The sequence below is a fragment of the Streptomyces sp. WM6386 genome (genome assembly GCF_000972385.1).
Lineage (GTDB): Bacteria > Actinomycetota > Actinomycetes > Streptomycetales > Streptomycetaceae > Streptomyces.
The window spans coordinates 22,931-37,537 of record NZ_JXTE01000062.1 but is presented as its reverse complement, the minus strand read 5'-3'; the positions used below and the strand labels follow the sequence as shown (position 1 = coordinate 37,537).

15 protein-coding genes are annotated in these 14,607 nt (G+C 70.3%); 5 read left to right on the top strand and 10 right to left on the bottom strand.

Features of this window, described 5'->3' with window-relative positions:
- Positions 1 to 31: 31 nt before the first annotated feature.
- Both TN53_RS30760 and TN53_RS47490 read right to left on the bottom strand, forming a co-directional pair.
- On the bottom strand, positions 32 to 940 hold the full coding sequence (locus tag TN53_RS30760) for a helix-turn-helix domain-containing protein (RefSeq protein ID WP_199924673.1): 909 nt from the start codon (positions 938 to 940) through the stop codon (positions 32 to 34).
- A 39-nt stretch (positions 941 to 979) separates the two neighbouring features.
- A complete protein-coding gene (locus tag TN53_RS47490; RefSeq protein WP_159038218.1) occupies positions 980 to 1,123 on the bottom strand; it encodes a hypothetical protein in 144 nt (47 codons plus the stop codon).
- A 235-nt stretch (positions 1,124 to 1,358) separates the two neighbouring features.
- On the opposite strand from TN53_RS47490, the gene TN53_RS30750 reads away from it, so the two are divergent.
- From TN53_RS30750 to TN53_RS30740, 3 genes are all read left to right on the top strand, one after another.
- Positions 1,359 to 2,012: a DNA alkylation repair protein gene (locus TN53_RS30750; protein ID WP_046262057.1), complete on the top strand. Its 654-nt coding sequence runs from the start codon at positions 1,359 to 1,361 to the stop codon at positions 2,010 to 2,012.
- Positions 2,013 to 2,253: 241 nt separating this feature from the next.
- Complete coding sequence (locus TN53_RS30745) at positions 2,254 to 3,081, top strand: SCO2400 family protein (RefSeq protein WP_046261999.1); 828 nt, start codon at positions 2,254 to 2,256, stop codon at positions 3,079 to 3,081.
- Between the two features lie 102 nt (positions 3,082 to 3,183).
- Positions 3,184 to 3,594, top strand: coding sequence for a hypothetical protein (locus TN53_RS30740; RefSeq protein WP_046261998.1), 411 nt, complete (start codon positions 3,184 to 3,186; stop codon positions 3,592 to 3,594).
- Positions 3,595 to 4,109: 515 nt separating this feature from the next.
- On the opposite strand, the gene TN53_RS30735 is transcribed toward TN53_RS30740, so the two are convergent.
- The gene (locus tag TN53_RS30735; RefSeq protein ID WP_046261997.1) at positions 4,110 to 4,373 is read right to left on the bottom strand and encodes a hypothetical protein; all 264 of its coding nucleotides are present in this window, start codon (positions 4,371 to 4,373) and stop codon (positions 4,110 to 4,112) included.
- 731 nt (positions 4,374 to 5,104) lie between these two features.
- On the opposite strand from TN53_RS30735, the gene TN53_RS30730 reads away from it, so the two are divergent.
- On the top strand, positions 5,105 to 6,034 hold the full coding sequence (locus tag TN53_RS30730; protein ID WP_046261996.1) for a UTP--glucose-1-phosphate uridylyltransferase: 930 nt from the start codon (positions 5,105 to 5,107) through the stop codon (positions 6,032 to 6,034).
- Positions 6,035 to 6,053: 19 nt separating this feature from the next.
- Here the strand turns inward: TN53_RS30730 and TN53_RS30725 are convergent, their stop codons facing one another.
- The 5 genes from TN53_RS30725 to TN53_RS30705 all read right to left on the bottom strand — a co-directional run bounded on the left by TN53_RS30725 (position 6,054) and on the right by TN53_RS30705 (position 10,440).
- A complete protein-coding gene (locus TN53_RS30725; RefSeq protein ID WP_046261995.1) occupies positions 6,054 to 6,992 on the bottom strand; it encodes a hypothetical protein in 939 nt (312 codons plus the stop codon).
- Positions 6,989 to 7,477, bottom strand: coding sequence for a hypothetical protein (locus TN53_RS30720; protein ID WP_046261994.1), 489 nt, complete (start codon positions 7,475 to 7,477; stop codon positions 6,989 to 6,991). Before TN53_RS30720 ends, TN53_RS30725 begins: the two co-directional genes overlap by 4 nt.
- 3 nt (positions 7,478 to 7,480) lie before the next feature.
- Positions 7,481 to 8,704 (bottom strand): macrolide family glycosyltransferase, encoded by a 1,224-nt coding sequence (locus TN53_RS30715; protein ID WP_046261993.1) that lies wholly within the window; start codon positions 8,702 to 8,704, stop codon positions 7,481 to 7,483.
- The gene (locus tag TN53_RS30710; protein ID WP_046261992.1) at positions 8,701 to 9,654 is read right to left on the bottom strand and encodes a patatin-like phospholipase family protein; all 954 of its coding nucleotides are present in this window, start codon (positions 9,652 to 9,654) and stop codon (positions 8,701 to 8,703) included. The genes TN53_RS30715 and TN53_RS30710 overlap by 4 nt, the downstream gene beginning before the upstream one ends.
- A 117-nt stretch (positions 9,655 to 9,771) precedes the next feature.
- Complete coding sequence (locus TN53_RS30705; protein ID WP_046261991.1) at positions 9,772 to 10,440, bottom strand: nitroreductase; 669 nt, start codon at positions 10,438 to 10,440, stop codon at positions 9,772 to 9,774.
- 143 nt (positions 10,441 to 10,583) lie between these two features.
- Between TN53_RS30705 and TN53_RS30700 the strand changes: the two genes are divergently transcribed.
- Positions 10,584 to 11,249: an FMN-dependent NADH-azoreductase gene (locus TN53_RS30700; protein WP_046261990.1), complete on the top strand. Its 666-nt coding sequence runs from the start codon at positions 10,584 to 10,586 to the stop codon at positions 11,247 to 11,249.
- Here the strand turns inward: TN53_RS30700 and TN53_RS30695 are convergent.
- On the bottom strand, positions 11,246 to 11,731 hold the full coding sequence (locus tag TN53_RS30695; RefSeq protein WP_046261989.1) for a MarR family winged helix-turn-helix transcriptional regulator: 486 nt from the start codon (positions 11,729 to 11,731) through the stop codon (positions 11,246 to 11,248). The genes TN53_RS30700 and TN53_RS30695 overlap by 4 nt on opposite strands.
- A 79-nt stretch (positions 11,732 to 11,810) precedes the next feature.
- Positions 11,811 to 14,585 carry a helix-turn-helix transcriptional regulator gene (locus TN53_RS30690; RefSeq protein WP_046261988.1) on the bottom strand — a complete coding sequence of 925 codons (2,775 nt, stop codon included), beginning with the start codon at positions 14,583 to 14,585 and terminating at the stop codon, positions 11,811 to 11,813.
- Positions 14,586 to 14,607 lie beyond the last annotated feature (22 nt).

Below are 14,607 nucleotides of genomic sequence, written 5' to 3'. Positions count from 1 at the left end.
GGGGATCCCGAGCCGACCGGTACCGCGAAGATCACCCGGGGCTCTCACCTGCCCGCTGCCCGGCGCGCCCCCGCACCGCGTCGCGGAAGTCGATCGGTGAATCGCCGACCCGGTGCGTGAAGTACTTGTTGAACTGCGAGGCGTTGGCGAAGCCGAGCCGGTCCGAGATCTGGGCAGCGGTGCGCTCGCTGTGCGCCAGCAGCCGCTTGGCCTCCAGCACGACCCGGCGGTCGACGAACTCCTTGGCGCTGACGCCGGCGGTGGCGAGCGTGGCCCGGGCGAGGGTACGGGCGGAGTACCCGAGCAGGTCGGCGTAGTCCTCCACCCGCCGGGTGCGCGTGAAGTTCCGCTCGACCGCGTCACGGAAGCGGAGGTACGTCTCGTCGGGAACGGGCGCGGGGGCGCCTTCCGGGACGGTGAGATGGGCCAGCCGCAGCACGAGGACGGCCAGGAGATGCCGCAGGGCCGCCATGTGCACCTCGAGGGGCAGCCGGCCGAGCGCGTCGAACTCACGGCTCAGGTGCTCCGCGGCCAGGTCGAGGGCCTCCGCGTCCTCGGCGACAGGGGTGCTGAGGACCGGCGCGTGCGGGTCGTCGAGGCGGGCGGCCGTCGCCGTGGCGGCGTCCAGGACCTCCTGCCGGAACAGGACCACCGTGCCCTCGGCCACGGTGAGGCCACCCCACTGCTGCACCTGCCCCGGGCGCACCCACAGCCAGGAGCCAGGCCGCAGGGTGTGCCCGGTGAAGTCCACGGTGTGGTGGAGCTCGCCCGAGGTGAGGGTCACCAGGTGGTGGAAGTCGGGGCGCTGCGGCCGGGCCAGGACGTCCTCAGGTGCCCGCCTTCGCAGTTCGGCCAACGACATGACCTCGACCCCGGCAGGAGTGCCGGCCGGGGCGGCGAAGGGGATCTCGGGAATCTCCTGTCGGCTTTTGACCATCATCGACTCCGAGTCTACGAGTGCGGGCGCCCCCGGGCCAGGTCAGCAGAACTCGGCCGAGACCACGTTCTTGCCGCCCTTGGCCGCCTCGAACAGGCCGAGGAAGCATGCATGGTCCTGCTCCAGGAGACCACCGCACGCGGCGACTCCTACGGGCGGGGCCTCACCGAGCACGAGCTCGGTCACGTCCTCAGCGCAATCGGCGACGAACGCACGGCCCGGCGCCGATGGCACAGCGCACTGTCCGCCCTGGAAGGAACGGACGCACAGGTACTCGCCGACCTGCGGGCTCTGACATCCGACGCGACGGTCTCCCGACCGATGACTTCCCTCGTAGGCTGAATCCCGCTCGTGACGGACGGGAGGCCCAGGCGGCCAGGAACAGGAGGCTGAGGTGACCGGGACGACGGTGGCCGAGGTGATGGCCGAGCTGGCCGGGCTCGAGGACCCGAAGGCACGTGAGGTCAACGAGAGACACGGTGACGATCACGGTGTCAACCTCGGCAAGCTGCGCGCGCTCGCGAGGCGGCTCAAGACACAGCAGGAACTCGCGCGCCGGCTCTGGGCGACCGACGACACCGCGGCGAAGCTGCTGGCGACCCTGATCTGCCGCCCGAAGGCGTTCGAGCGTGACGAGCTGGACAGCATGCTGCGCACGGCACGCACACCCAAGGTGCACGACTGGCTCGTGAACTACGTGGTGAAGAAGAGCCCGCACTCCGAAGAGCTGCGCCTGGCCTGGTTCGCCGATCCGGATCCCGTGGTCGCGAGCGCCGGCTGGGCACTGACCACCGAGCGGGTCACGAAGAGGCCCGAGGGCCTCGGTCTCGCGGGCTTGCTCGACGTCATCGAGGCCGACATGAAGGGCGCCCCGGACCGCCTGCAATGGGCGATGAACCACTGCCTCGCCCAGATCGGCATCGACCACCCCGAGCACCGCACCCGCGCCGTCGCCATCGGCGAGTACCTACAGGTCCTCAAGGACTACCCGACCTCCCCCGGCTGCACATCCCCGTTCGCCCCCGTCTGGATCTCCGAGATGGTGCGCCGACAGCACGCCGGGCCGGGGGTTTGAGGCGGCTCACCTTCGACCGGCAGTCCCTCAGCGTGATGCACAAGCGCGCAGCTTGACCGGGAAGCAGGCCAAACACCCTGCAACCAACGGAAACAAGGCCGGGATGTGTCGTTGTGAGGTCACGCCACGCGCACATCTGCGCAGGGATGACACACAGACTGCACACGCCCCTTCGAAAGCGTCGCTACCTTTGCTCGCGACTCGCTCCCCCGTGCGAAAAGTGAACACAGGAAGACCGCAGATGGACTACTGCTCCACATGCCGTCGGCATCTCAACGGCGCCCTGGTGTGCCCCGGGTGCGGCGCCTACGCCCCGGACATCGCGCCCCTCGCCGTCGGAACGACCGCACCGGCCCCCGACCCGGTCGCGGCAACGTGGCAATCCCCGAGCCACCTGTGGCACGACCAGGGTTCCGTTGCCGAGGAAGACGGCGAGGCACCGCAGGAGCACCCGTACGACAGCCCGGGCGCCCCGTCCCCCGCGCCGACGGGCCGCGCGGCACGCCGACGCCAGCGGGAACGCTGGAAGAAGACCCAGCGCAGGGCACTGGTGGCCACCGCCGTCGCCCTGGTCGGCGGCGGTCTGACCGTCACCTCGATGGACCGCCAGTCCACGGACCGCACTCAGGCGGCCTCCGCACCGGACAGGGAAGCCATGGGCGTCGCCGAGGAGCAGGCCACCGTGCCGGTTCCGGCCTCGGCGACGCCGGCCGACACGAACCGGTCCAAGGGCACCTCGTCCACGAACCGCTCGTCCACTGCGAACGCACCCCACGAGCAGACGGCCACCACGCCCCAGGCCACGCCCACCACCGAGGCGGTCCAGCAGAACAGCGTCACTGATTCGCTGACCACAGGCGTGTCCTCCGCCGGGTCACAGGCCGCTTCCACGGTGTCCGACACCACGGACACGGTCGCCCAGACGTCGGCCTCGCCCACTCCCTCCGCCACCGACAGCACCGACACGTCGAGCACGGACACATCGGCGGCGACTCCCCCGCCGTCCGAGTCCTCGTCGTCGTCCTCGCCCTCGGGGCTCTGCCTGCTCGGGCTGGTCTGCATCAGCTGATCCCCGTTCGCCTCGCGTCAACCTGCCAACCAACCCGCGGTTTCGGTCAGTTCGCCCTGTCCCGCGCAGAATGAGGCAGAGCGATCGACAGGGTGGGGCAGGATGCTGTTCTCGATCTCCGCATCGGGCTGCTGGTACATCTTCGCGGCGTCCGCGGGGATGTGCCTGATCGGCGTGCACGCGTTCGTACGCAAAGCGCAGAAGGCGCGGCGCTACGGCCAGGTGCCGCAACGGCTGGGACCGGCGTATCACGTGGCGAGCGTGATACCCCTGCTGCAGGTCGCCGACCTCGTGCTCCAGGCGGACGACGTGCCGGCCGCGCCCCTTCGCACGAGTGCGGTCCTGCTCGTGCTTCCCGTGGCCCTGTACCCGATCGCGGGCCGGGTGGCGGCCTCCTACGACGCGAAGGAGCGACGGATGGCCGACGGGATCAGGCCGGACCGGTTCACCGCGATCTGGGCGGGGACACTGGCTCTCCTGATCCTCCTGGTACTGACGTTCCCGCTCCTGTAGCCGCCTCGGGTGCTGGCACCCACCCGCCTGTGGAGGCCACCATCGAGTCGTACGACAACCCATTCGATCGGGGCTAGGACGCAATCTCCACGATTGCGGCCGACAAAGTCAGCACGGAACCAGCACCGGGAGAGAAGAAGCGGCGTGCCGACTCAATGCTGACTGACCTGCTTCTCAGCGCACTGCCGAGCCCATCCACGCCGGAGCGTAGTGACACAGCGTCGCGGACCCAACTTCCGCCACCAGGCTGTCCAACGTCGCGGATCCTTGCCTCTCGAAGGCAAGCGGCCCACCACCTGTCATCTCCCATCCACGAGCGGTCGGATGGGACGCCAGACAGCCTCGTCCGTGATCTCCGGAGAGGAGAGGAGAGGAGAGGAGAGGAGCAGACTCGACGAAGTCTCGTCCTCGTCCCGCCGAGCGCGGGGGGCAAGGAAGCCGACAAAGGGCAACGGCTGCCTCGAAGACGTCGGCGGCGGTGTTCGCGCCCAGGCAAGGTCGGCCGGCTCCGGCGGTCAGTCGGCTCGCTCCGAGTCCCTGATCGCCGTCGTCCCCGTGGTCACGCGTGCTTCGTCGGCCGGAGGCGACATGTCCCTGACGTCATCGTGCTCAGTGATACAGCCGTTCTCCGGGAAGTCGCTGTTCACTCCGCCACTCTCATACTTTTCGGAGATGTCGTCGTTGTCGCCCCTCTCCTTCTGCAGCCTCTTCAGGGCGAGTTCCCTGGCTGTCCTCTCGGAGTACAACCTCATCTCGGCCTCTGTCCGTTGCTCGTACATCGCTGCCTCCGTGTCAGTCAGTGGAACGCGGTGCAGGCAGAAAGGCCCGCTCGGCCAGTTCGTCCTCGTCGACCAAGGTCTCACCAGCCCTGACCCCACGCTCGGGCTCACCCTCAAGGTCGAGCTGAACGCCGGTCCCGTTCACTGAGTCCGTGCACGACACTGTGCTTCACCTCCATACGACCCACTCGGAACGGGCGAACTGTGACCGCCGCACATTCCTGGGCTCACACAACCGTTCGCAGATAATGACCGGACAGCCGGAGGTTCTGTGACGGTGTCACAACATTGGCATGTCGCGACCGCGTTCGTGTGGCGCCGGTCCTGATCCGTTCCGTGTCCACAGGCGAGCATCGCCCGCACATCTCGCGGCACTGGCGCCGGCGACCCGCCACTCGACCGGGTCGTCGTGACTGACACGTATCCCCGACGGCGAGCGCCACCCGCGAGGCATCTCGGCGATACGCCTGGACCCGCCATGACTCCAGCCGCCGGGAAACAGATCGACACGACAGCCGCGGTCGTGTCACGGACCGCCGAAGCCGCACAGGTCGAGGCCCGTGTCAGGGATGTGCGCCAGGAGATGGTGTACCTCGACGAGCGGATCGAAGCCGCTTCCGGCGCTCTGCTCGGACTGCCCGCACGACCGGCCCGGTCAACCGTATGGGGGCCCGGCGTGGCAGGATCGGCTGAGCTTCACCGACCTGGCCGTCCCGACCGAGAGGGACCTGATGTCTCCGACGATCCGCAGGGCCGTGATCCCCGCCGCCGGACTCGGCTCGCGTCTGCTGCCCCTGACGAAGGCGACACCGAAGGAAATGCTCCCGGTCGGCGACAAGCCGGTCATCGAGCACACCGTGCGCGAGCTGGTGGACTCCGGCATCACCGACATCACCATCGTGGTGTCCGACGGCAAGAGCCTCATCCAGGACCACTTCCGCCCCAATCCCGCCCTCGTCGAGCAACTCCGCGCCGACGGCAAGACTGCCTACGCGGACGCCGTGGAAGAGGTCGGCGAGCTCGCCCGCCGGGGCCACATCACCTACCTCGACCAGTACGGCCCGTACGGCAACGGCACCCCCGTGCTGAACGCCGCACGGGCTTTCGGCGACGAACCCGTGCTGGTGCTGTGGCCCGACGACGTCTTCGTCGCCGAGGTGCCCCGCGCCCAGCAGCTGATCCGCGCCTACGAGCAGACCGGCTGCCCGGTGCTGGCCCTCCTGCCGATGGACCCCACCGACTCCCAGCGGTACGGCGTGCCCCTCGTCAAGGAGGACCTCGGCGGCGGCCAACTACGCATCACCGGCCTCGTCGAGAAGCCCGAGCCCGCGGCCGCCCCGTCGTCGTACGCGGCCATCGGCGGCTACGTCATCACACCTGGCATCGTCGACGAACTCCGCGAGCAGACCCGCCGCTGGTACGAACACCGGACCGGCGAGATCTACCTCACCGACGCCATCAACGCGTACGCCGCCACCCGCGCGGTCTACGGCCAGGTCATCAAGGGCCGCTGGTACGACACCGGCAACCCGGCCGACTACCTGGTGGCCCAGATGGCACTTGCCCTGGCCCACCCCGAGTACGGCCCCCTCCTGCGCGGCATGGTCGGCGGCCTCGACGACGAGGGCACCGCCGCCGAGCGAGGCGGCGCCGGCGGCTGACCGCCCTCCGCGTCCGGTGTCACGGCCGCGGTTCGTCCGTCACCGCGGTCGCGCCGCAGTGGGCGCGGACGAGCGCGATCACGATGTCGGTGGTGTGGTCGAGGTAGCTGCGGCCGTCGGGCAGCAGGCCCTCCGGGCTGATGTAGCTGTGCGGCCCGAGGTGGGTGGCCGGGTCGAGCCGATGGACCGTGACCTTCCCGGAGCGAACGGCCCGGTTCCATCCACTGCGGCGGAACAGGCGCCAACGCTGCGGGAAGATCCACGTGCCGACCCGCTCGATCCGGTCGCCGGCGCTGGTGAGTTGATGCACATGCTCGGCGTGGGTGAGATCGTTGGCCCCGTTGTGGAACCCGCCGAGCGTGATCACCACGACCCGGGCCCGCAACTGGGCGTACAGTTCCTCGACCGCGCCGGTGGCGACCTGGGCGCCACCGCTGTAACTGAGCAGCACCACGGGGACGCCGCTGCCGGGCCGGTATCCGGCAAGCTGGAGCTGCGTGCCGATCTGGGATCCGACGGCCCGGTTGTACAGGGGGCGGTACCGGTGGTCGGCGGCGACGAAGACCTGCATGACGTTGTGCAGGAACAGCAGCAGCCCGATGCGCCGCCGCAGCCACGCCCACACCGGCCGGTCGGCCAGCGGGTCGGCCAGCGGTGAGTACGGCTGCACCTGGCCCAGCACCCGCAGTTCCGGCGCTCCGGCGAGTACCGCCTGGACCAGCTGGCCGCCGTCCCTGGTGTCGCGGACGCGACGCTTTCCGATGCCGTCCAGGTAGACCAAGTAGGCGTCCGGCGGGCGGTCGGGGTCGGCACCCCGGGCGTAGGGAACGCCCTCCGGGAGCTGGGTGAGGGGGGTGCGCAGACCGGCGCCGTAGACCAGCACCTCGTGACGGGACAGCAGGGCCTCGGCGATCAGGACGGGGCCGAGAACCAGGGCCCAGAGCAGGTAGGTGTTCATGCGATCGACTCCGTTGCCCGGGGCACGCTGATCCTCACGACCAGACGTCGAACGGTCTCCACGGCCAGGCCGAGCCCGACCCCGGCGACGGCCACACAACCGGCGGCACTCCACCAGCCGAGCCCCGTGGCCGTCGCCAGCGGGTCGGCGAGAGTGGCACCGACGCCCACGAAGAGCAGCAGATGGAGAAAGCGCCCGAGCATCGGGAACGCGAGGACGGCGGCGAGCAGCAGCGGGGCGGCCGGCTCGGCAGTCCACGGCAGGTTCTCTCCCGGCGGCGGGGAGGACACGACCAGCTCGGCGAGGTTCCACGCGGTCAGCGGCCACAGCGCGAAAACGGCGCCCTCGACAAGCCCGGCGGCCAGCAGCAGCCCCGCGACAAGGGTGCGTGGCATGCCGGGCCTGCGCGCCAGCAGGGGGACGATGCGCCCGACCGCCTCCGACACCCCCGCGAACAGCAGCAGGACCGCGACGAGGATCGACATCGCTCAGCCTCGCTGTGACGGATCGACGGGCACCGGCTCATGGACCGAGCCCGCGGCCCGCGTGTACTGCTCCAGTTCGTCGGCGGCCCGCCGGTATCCGCCCGCCCTGTGCTGAGCGGCCTTCAGGGTCGTCGCGGCCGACTTGAACCCCGGCTCGCGGAGCAGGCGTCGGGCGAGGACGCGTACGGAGTCCCTGGTGACGTCCTGGGTGCGCATCGTCAGGCCTGCACCGAGTTCGACGACGCGGCGGGCCACCATCGGCTGGTCGGCGCCCTGCGGGACCAGCAGCAGCGGAACCCCGGCGTGCATGGCCTCGTTGACACTGTTCATCCCGCCGTGGGTGATGAACAGCGCCGCGCGGGCCAGCACTTCCGGCTGCGGCACGAAGCGCCGGGCGAGCACGTTCGCGGGCAGCGGTCCCAGCTCGTCGGGATCGGTCTGTCCCGTCGACACGACGACAGTGCCGCCCAAGGCGGCGAGCCCGGTGGCGAAACTGCGCAGCAGCTGCGGGCCGGCGTTGAACACCGTGCCCAACGAGGCGTACGACACCGGGTCCTGGAGCCGGTCCACCGGGAACGCCGGGTCGACGGGGCGGGCGCCGATGCTCGGGCCGACGAAACGGTACGACCGGTCGAACTCCTCGACGGCGGGCTGGAACTCCCGCGATGTGTAGACGAGGTTGAGCGGCTGGCGGATGTTCGCCAGGTCGAGCAGTGGCAGCCCCGAGGTGTCGAAGCGTCGGTGCAGTTCCCGACGGGACCGCAGATAGCCCCGGAAGGTGCGCGGGCGGGCCCTCGCCTCGGCCAGCAGCTCCCAGGAGGCCCGCGTGGGGCTGGGGACATGGCTGTTGAAGGCGAAGGTGGTGAACGACGAGGCCGCCGGAACGCCGAGTTCACGAGCGGCGACCGCACCCCACGGACAGGCGCTGTCGTGGACGACCAGGTCGGGCCCTTCATGGCGGAGCTCGGTGAGCAGGGCGGGCAGCCGGCCGAGGGTGGTGACCGCCAGCGCCTCCATCCAGGCCAGCGGCGTCGGCTCGGCGGGGAAGGGCTGGTCGCCTCCGGGGTCGAGGCGCACCGTCGCGCCGGTGGCCTCGATCTCCTCACGGAAGGCAGGTGAGGTGTGGTAGACGACGGTGTGGCCGCGGCGCACGAGTTCGGCCACGACCGGCAGTGTCGGGTTGATGTGTCCGTGCATGCCGATGTTGAGGAACACGATGGTGCTCACAGTCCTGCCTCCACTGGCGAAGAAGTCGATGGGCCGCACGGGCCGGCGGATGTCGTGCAGGGGTCGGCGACGCGGTACAGCCCCGGTCCGCTGATGCGCAGTTCGTCGAGGAAGCGCCCCGCTGTCCGGCACGCGGTGCTGATCAGCCGCTGGGAGTGGCGGAAGTCCCAGGGCGCGGGCCAGGTGTCGATACCGGTGGGGAGCACGACGGTGGGGATGTGCCCGGACACCTCCTGCAAGTCACGCTCGATCTGGTGGTGCAGGAGCAGCAGGCCGGCCCGAGCGGCGATCGCCCCGGCACGTGGGCGCGGTTCGACGGGGCGCAACGGCGAGCTCTCCGGTCCCGCCGCCACCACCACGACACTGGCGGCCCCGGCCTGCAGGGCGGCCAGCACCGGGACGTAGGCGACCACTCCCCCGTCGACGAGAGTCCGGCCGTCCCGCTCCACCGGGGGCAGCATTCCGGGGATCGCCGCACTGGCAAGGAGCGCGGACTCGAGGTCTCCGCGGTCGAGCAGTACGGGAGCGCCTGTGGTGAGGTCCATGGCCACCGCGGTGAACGGGACCGCCAACTGCTCGATCCGCGACGGCAGTCGGGCCCGGGAGATCAGTCGCCGCAGGCCGCGGTCGGTGAAGACGCTGGCCCGCGAGGACGGATGGCCGAGCGAATACACCTCACGGCGGCGCAGCCGGGTCCATACATGGTCCAGCCATGGGGCGGCCTCCTCGGGATGCGCGGCAGCGATGGCCCCGTTGAGGGCTCCGACCGAGGTCCCGATGATCATGTCCGGAACGAATCCGCGCCGCTCCAGCGCGTATCCGATGCCCACATGCGCCGCGCCGAGCACACCACCGGCGCCGACCACCACGGCCACAGGACGGGGAAGCGCGCGCAGGCCCAACGGTTCCGGATTCTCCGGCCACGGCCGGACGTGGGGCATCTCGGTCATCGCTTTGCTCCTCGCGTCGGCATGGTTCATGCCTGCTCTCACCCCTTTATGACAGGGCACCCGCCCAAGGTGTGACATGCGCGGTGGAGCGGTGTGAGACAGTGTCGACCGGTGGTGTCAGCGGCCGTCGACGAAGGTGACCGTCTCGTCGAGAGGGGCCCGGTCGGTCCGGGTGACCGTCTCCGCGGCGTCCTCGAATCCGATCGACATGCCGCAGAAGAGGATGAGTTCGCTCGGGGGCGACAGGACTTCCGAGACGCTTCTGTGGTACTTCGCCCAGGCCATCTGCGGACAACTGTGCAGCCCTTCGGCGCGCAGCAGCAGCATGACGCTCTGCAGGTACATACCGACGTCCGACCACTGGGCCGGACCCATGTGGCGGTCGATGTAGCAGAACAGGGCGGCGGGCGCACCGAAGCACTGCCAGTTCGCGGAGGCCGCCCTCTGACGGGCCTCGACGTCCTCGCGCGGAATGCCGAGCGCTCCGTAGCGCTGCTCGCCGAAGGCGGATCGGCGCTCGCGGTAGGGGGACTTGAGGGCAGGTGGGTACTGCTGGTACTCCGCCTCGTCCCAGGGCTCGCCCGAGGCCAGTCGCTCGCCGGCGCGCCGCTTGAGCTCGGCCAGGGGACTTCCGGTGACCACATAGGCCCGCCATGGCTGGAGGTTCGACGCGGACGGCGTCCAGGCCGCGCTGGTCACCACGCGCTCCAGCGTCTCCCTCGGAACCTGCCGGTTGCTGAAGCGACGCACCGCACGCCGACTCCTCACGGCCTCATGGACATCCATGATCGCCTACCTCTTCCCTGACGCTCGACCCGTCGAATTCCGTTGCGATCGAGATGGTATCATTCAATACCTTCTCGATCGAGTCCAATGAATCGTCGAGAGCGGGTCCCTGCCTTCAGACACCACTACTTGGGAGAACGTCCATGGTCACGCTGTTGCACATCGATTCGTCCGTACTACCCGGCGAGGCGTCCTCGTCCCGCTCGGTCACGGCCGCCTTCGTCAAGGCATGGGAGGAGCAGCACCCGCAGGGCACGGTGATCCACCGTGATCTCGCGACCGACCCCGTCCCGCACATCACGGCCGCCGCGTGGACCGCGGGTTACATCGCGCCGTCAGAACGCACGCCGGAGCAGTCCGCCGCGTTCGCCGCACGTCTGGCGCTCATAGAGGAACTGGAGCAGGCGGACGCGATCCTGATCGGCGCGCCCATGCACAACTTCTCGATCCCGTCGACTCTCAAGACGTGGCTCGACAGTGTGCTTCTGCTCGGCCGCACCGCAGGCGAGAACCCCTCCGCCCAGGGCACCCCGGCCGTCGTCGTCGCCAGCCGAGGCGGTTCGTACGCGCCGGGCACACCGCGCGAGGGTTTCGAGTTCGTACAGAACTACCTGGAGGCCGTCCTCAGGGACACCCTCGGTCTGGACCTCGACTTCATCGTCCCGGAGCTCACACTGGCGCCGCAGAATCCGGCCATGAGCGACTTGGTCCCCCTGTACGAGACCTCCCGCGAACGCGCCTTCAAGGAAGCGACCGCCAAGGCCGAACAACTCACGGAGCGACTGCGGGGCGTGCGCGGCGTCGCCTAGTCGTCGGTGTCGGCGGGATAGGCGAACCGGGTCAGTAGGTCCATCAGCCGCTCGGGCTCGCCGGGTGCCAGTCCGACGACGAGGCGCTCGGCCAGCGGCTCCGCCGCCACATGGGCGGAGTCGTAGAGCTCGACACCCTCGGCGGTGATCTCCACCGCCCGGGCCCGCCGGTCCCCCGGGACGGCCTTGCGCAGGGCAAGTCCCTTGCGCTCCAGGTCGTCCACGACACGCATGACGCCGGCCTTGTCCGACCCCGTCGCCGCCACCAGGTCGCGCTGCAACGTGGGCCCGCGGTCGACGAGCACGATGAGGACGGCGAAATGCCGGAGCTCGATGCCGAGCGGCCTCAGAGCCTCCTCCATCACCGCGGCCGCCCGCCAGTGCGCTCGGCGCAGCAGCAGGCCGAGCGCGAAGGGCGACGCGTCCCCGGGGCGGTCGGTCACACGCGCGGGGACCGCGTCGGAAGAGGCTTCGCTTGACATGAGGCCAGTTTACCGCCATTGACTCGTTCGATACGGTCTCGTATGAAACGGATGTGACTGACAGACGCGACCGCGCGGATCAGGCCGATGTGGCCTCGCCCTCGAGCTGGATGGCGCGGATCTCCCGGCGGGAAGAGACCCCGAGCTTCGAGAACACCTTGCGCAGGTGCCACTCGACGGTGTGCCGGCTGATGAACAACTGGGCGCCGATCTCGGGGTTGGTCAGCCCTTTCCCCACGAGCCGGGCGATCTGCGCCTCCTGAGGGGTGAGAGCCGTGGGCGTCGCGACCGTGTGGTTGCGGACCTTCGCCCCCGTGGCATGCAACTCGCCTCGCGCGCGTTCGGCGAACGCCTCTGCCCCGAACCGGCTGAACATCTCGTGCGCGACGTCCAGTTGGGCACGGGCGTCGACGCGGCGGTTCTCGCGGCGCAACCACTCCCCGTACACCAGGTGCGCACGGGCGAGGTCCATACGGACCCGGGTCCGCTCGAGCCGCTCGATCGCCTCGCGGTAGAGCCGCTCCGCTGTGTCGGCCTCGCTGAGCAGCGCCCGCGAGCGCGCTTCCACGCCCAGCGCCCAGTCGGTGCCGCTGGCTCGCGTCGCCTCCGAGAGTCGCTCCAGCGCGTCAGTGGCCGACTCCGGTGAACCGCTCCGTACGGCCGCCTCGATCAGCTCGGTCAGGGCCCACCGCGGCGAGGCGAACTCCCGCTGCTCGGCCGCTGCCTCCCGGGCCGCGGCCAGCGCTTGCGCGTACTGACCGAGCCCGTTGCAGAGCACCGCCTCGTACCAGCGTGTGACGGTGACACTGGCCCCCTGACCCCGCGGCAGCGCCGCGGCCAGGGCCGCGGCGATCAACGCACGGGCCTCGTCCTCGCGACCGCGCCAGACAGCCAGGCCGAGGGGGCCAAGGCGTGCCGAGTTGCTGTTGCCGGTTGCCGCGCAGACCACCGCGGTCTCCTCGATCAGCGACTCGGCAGCCGCCAGTTCCCCTGCGATGAGGTGCACGAACACACGGGAGTCGAGTGCGTCGGGCAGGGCGTTGAGCGCTCCGGCCTCGCGGGTGACCGTCACATGACGCGTCGCGGCCGTGTGCCAGTGCTCGTCGTCCCACAGGTCCGAGGCGATGAACGAGGCGAACCAGAGCCGACGCAGCTGCACCGGTACGGGGAGCCGCTCGTCGCAGAGCGCTTCGAGTGCTCGCGCCATCATCGACGCCGAGGCCGGGTAGCCATCGGTGAGACGCACCACGAGGGCGTCCAGCACCATGTCGGACACCTGTGGCTGCCGGGCCGGCGGTGCCTCACGGGCGGCCTCGCCCACCTCCAGCAGTCCTGGGCCGCGCGCCAGGCGGCCGACGAAAATCGCCGCCTCGACGGCGTCCAGGTAGGTCTCACGAGCGAGTGTGACATCGCCGAGCCGACCGAACCGGCGAGCGGCGACGAGGAGCGGCAGCGGGGCCTCGCCGCCACGGTTCTGTGCGAAGGCGATCCCCGCGCGCAGCACCTCGATCCGCGCGCGGCCCAGTTCGTCGAGGGGGCCGGCCTCCGCCGTGGCGAGGAGAGCGGCAGCCGGCTCGAACGCCCCGGCGTGGAGTTTCGCCTGCGCTGCGGCCACCGCGCGCTGTGCGCGTCGCGCGGGGTTCTGGGTCAGCGTGGTCGCGCGCTGGAGGAACGCGGCGGCCGCGACGATGCCGCCGCGTGCGAGGGCCCGGCCCGCGGAGCGCTCCAGTTCGGCGGCCACCGTCTCGTCGGGCCCCGAGGCGGCGTCGGCCAGGTGCCAGGCCCGGCGGTCGGGGTCGAGCCCGGCGTCGGTGGCGTCGGCCAGCGCCTTGTGTATTTCGCGACGTTCGAGCGGTCCCGCCGCACGATAGGCCGCCGAGCGCACCAGCGGATGCCGGAACCGCACCCGGTTGCCGAGCGTGATCAGGTCCATCACGCCTTCGTGCGACACGGCCGTGTCGGGGTCGATTCCGAGGCGCCCGGCGGCACACCTCAGCAGTGTCACATCGCCCAGCGGTTCCGCGGCGGCGAGCAACAGCAGGCGTCGGGTCTCGGCCGGCAGCGCCTGGACCCGGCGGAGGAACCCCTGCTCGATCTGGCTCGACAGCGGCCAGGCGTCCGGACGCTCGAAGCCTCCGGCCATCTCCGCCGCGTTCAACCCGCGCGGCAGCTCCAGCAGGGCCAAGGGGTTGCCGCGTGACTCGGCGACTATGCGGTCGCGCACCCGTTCATCGAGCGGACCGGTGACGACCGAATCGAGCAGTGTCCGGGAATCCCGCTCGGTCAGTCCCGTGATGGACAGCTCGGGAAGGCTGCCAAGGGCGTGGCCGGCACTGGGTTCACGGACGGCGAAGACGAGCACAACCGATTCTGCAAGCAGGCGGCGAGCCACGAACTCCAAGGTCAGGGCGGATGCCTTGTCCAGCCACTGCGCGTCGTCGACCAGGCAGACCAGCGGCTGCTCGCCTCCGGCGTCCGCGATGAGACTCAGCGCGGCCAGACCCACGAGGAACCGGTCGGGCGCGGGGCCGCCGCGGAGCCCGAAGGCCGTACCGAGCGCATCACGCTGCGGCTCGGGCAGCTGGTCGAGACCGCTGAGCAGAGGGGCGCAGAGCTGGTGCAGGCCGGCGTAGGAGAGTTCCATCTCGGACTGGACGCCGGCCGCCCTGATGGTGCGGCATCCGGTGGCACGACCGAGGAGATGTCTCAACAGCTCGGTCTTGCCGATCCCGGGCTCACCGCGCAGGACCAGGACACCGCTGCGCCCGGCTCTGGCGCCTGCCAGGAGATCGTCGAGAGCCTTGCATTCGTTCTCCCTGCCGAGGAGCCCGGCCCGTGAACCGCGCCTCGCCATGGCAGCTCCCTTGTCATGAATC

What these genes read in the sequence shown, in the direction of transcription:
- TN53_RS30740 (WP_046261998.1), top strand. Translation starts at nt 3,184, where the DNA reads ATGCTGTTCTCGATCTCCGCATCGGGCTGCTGGTACATCTTCGCGGCG.
- TN53_RS30690 (WP_046261988.1), bottom strand. Translation starts at nt 14,585, where the DNA reads ATGGCGAGGCGCGGTTCACGGGCCGGGCTCCTCGGCAGGGAGAACGAA.
- TN53_RS30695 (WP_046261989.1), bottom strand. Translation starts at nt 11,731, where the DNA reads ATGTCAAGCGAAGCCTCTTCCGACGCGGTCCCCGCGCGTGTGACCGAC.
- TN53_RS30745 (WP_046261999.1), top strand. Translation starts at nt 2,254, where the DNA reads ATGGACTACTGCTCCACATGCCGTCGGCATCTCAACGGCGCCCTGGTG.
- TN53_RS30760 (WP_199924673.1), bottom strand. Translation starts at nt 940, where the DNA reads ATGATGGTCAAAAGCCGACAGGAGATTCCCGAGATCCCCTTCGCCGCC.
- TN53_RS30705 (WP_046261991.1), bottom strand. Translation starts at nt 10,440, where the DNA reads ATGGATGTCCATGAGGCCGTGAGGAGTCGGCGTGCGGTGCGTCGCTTC.
- TN53_RS30730 (WP_046261996.1), top strand. Translation starts at nt 5,105, where the DNA reads ATGTCTCCGACGATCCGCAGGGCCGTGATCCCCGCCGCCGGACTCGGC.
- TN53_RS30735 (WP_046261997.1), bottom strand. Translation starts at nt 4,373, where the DNA reads ATGTACGAGCAACGGACAGAGGCCGAGATGAGGTTGTACTCCGAGAGG.
- TN53_RS30750 (WP_046262057.1), top strand. Translation starts at nt 1,359, where the DNA reads ATGGCCGAGCTGGCCGGGCTCGAGGACCCGAAGGCACGTGAGGTCAAC.
- TN53_RS30720 (WP_046261994.1), bottom strand. Translation starts at nt 7,477, where the DNA reads ATGTCGATCCTCGTCGCGGTCCTGCTGCTGTTCGCGGGGGTGTCGGAG.
- TN53_RS30710 (WP_046261992.1), bottom strand. Translation starts at nt 9,654, where the DNA reads ATGACCGAGATGCCCCACGTCCGGCCGTGGCCGGAGAATCCGGAACCG.
- TN53_RS30725 (WP_046261995.1), bottom strand. Translation starts at nt 6,992, where the DNA reads ATGAACACCTACCTGCTCTGGGCCCTGGTTCTCGGCCCCGTCCTGATC.
- TN53_RS30700 (WP_046261990.1), top strand. Translation starts at nt 10,584, where the DNA reads ATGGTCACGCTGTTGCACATCGATTCGTCCGTACTACCCGGCGAGGCG.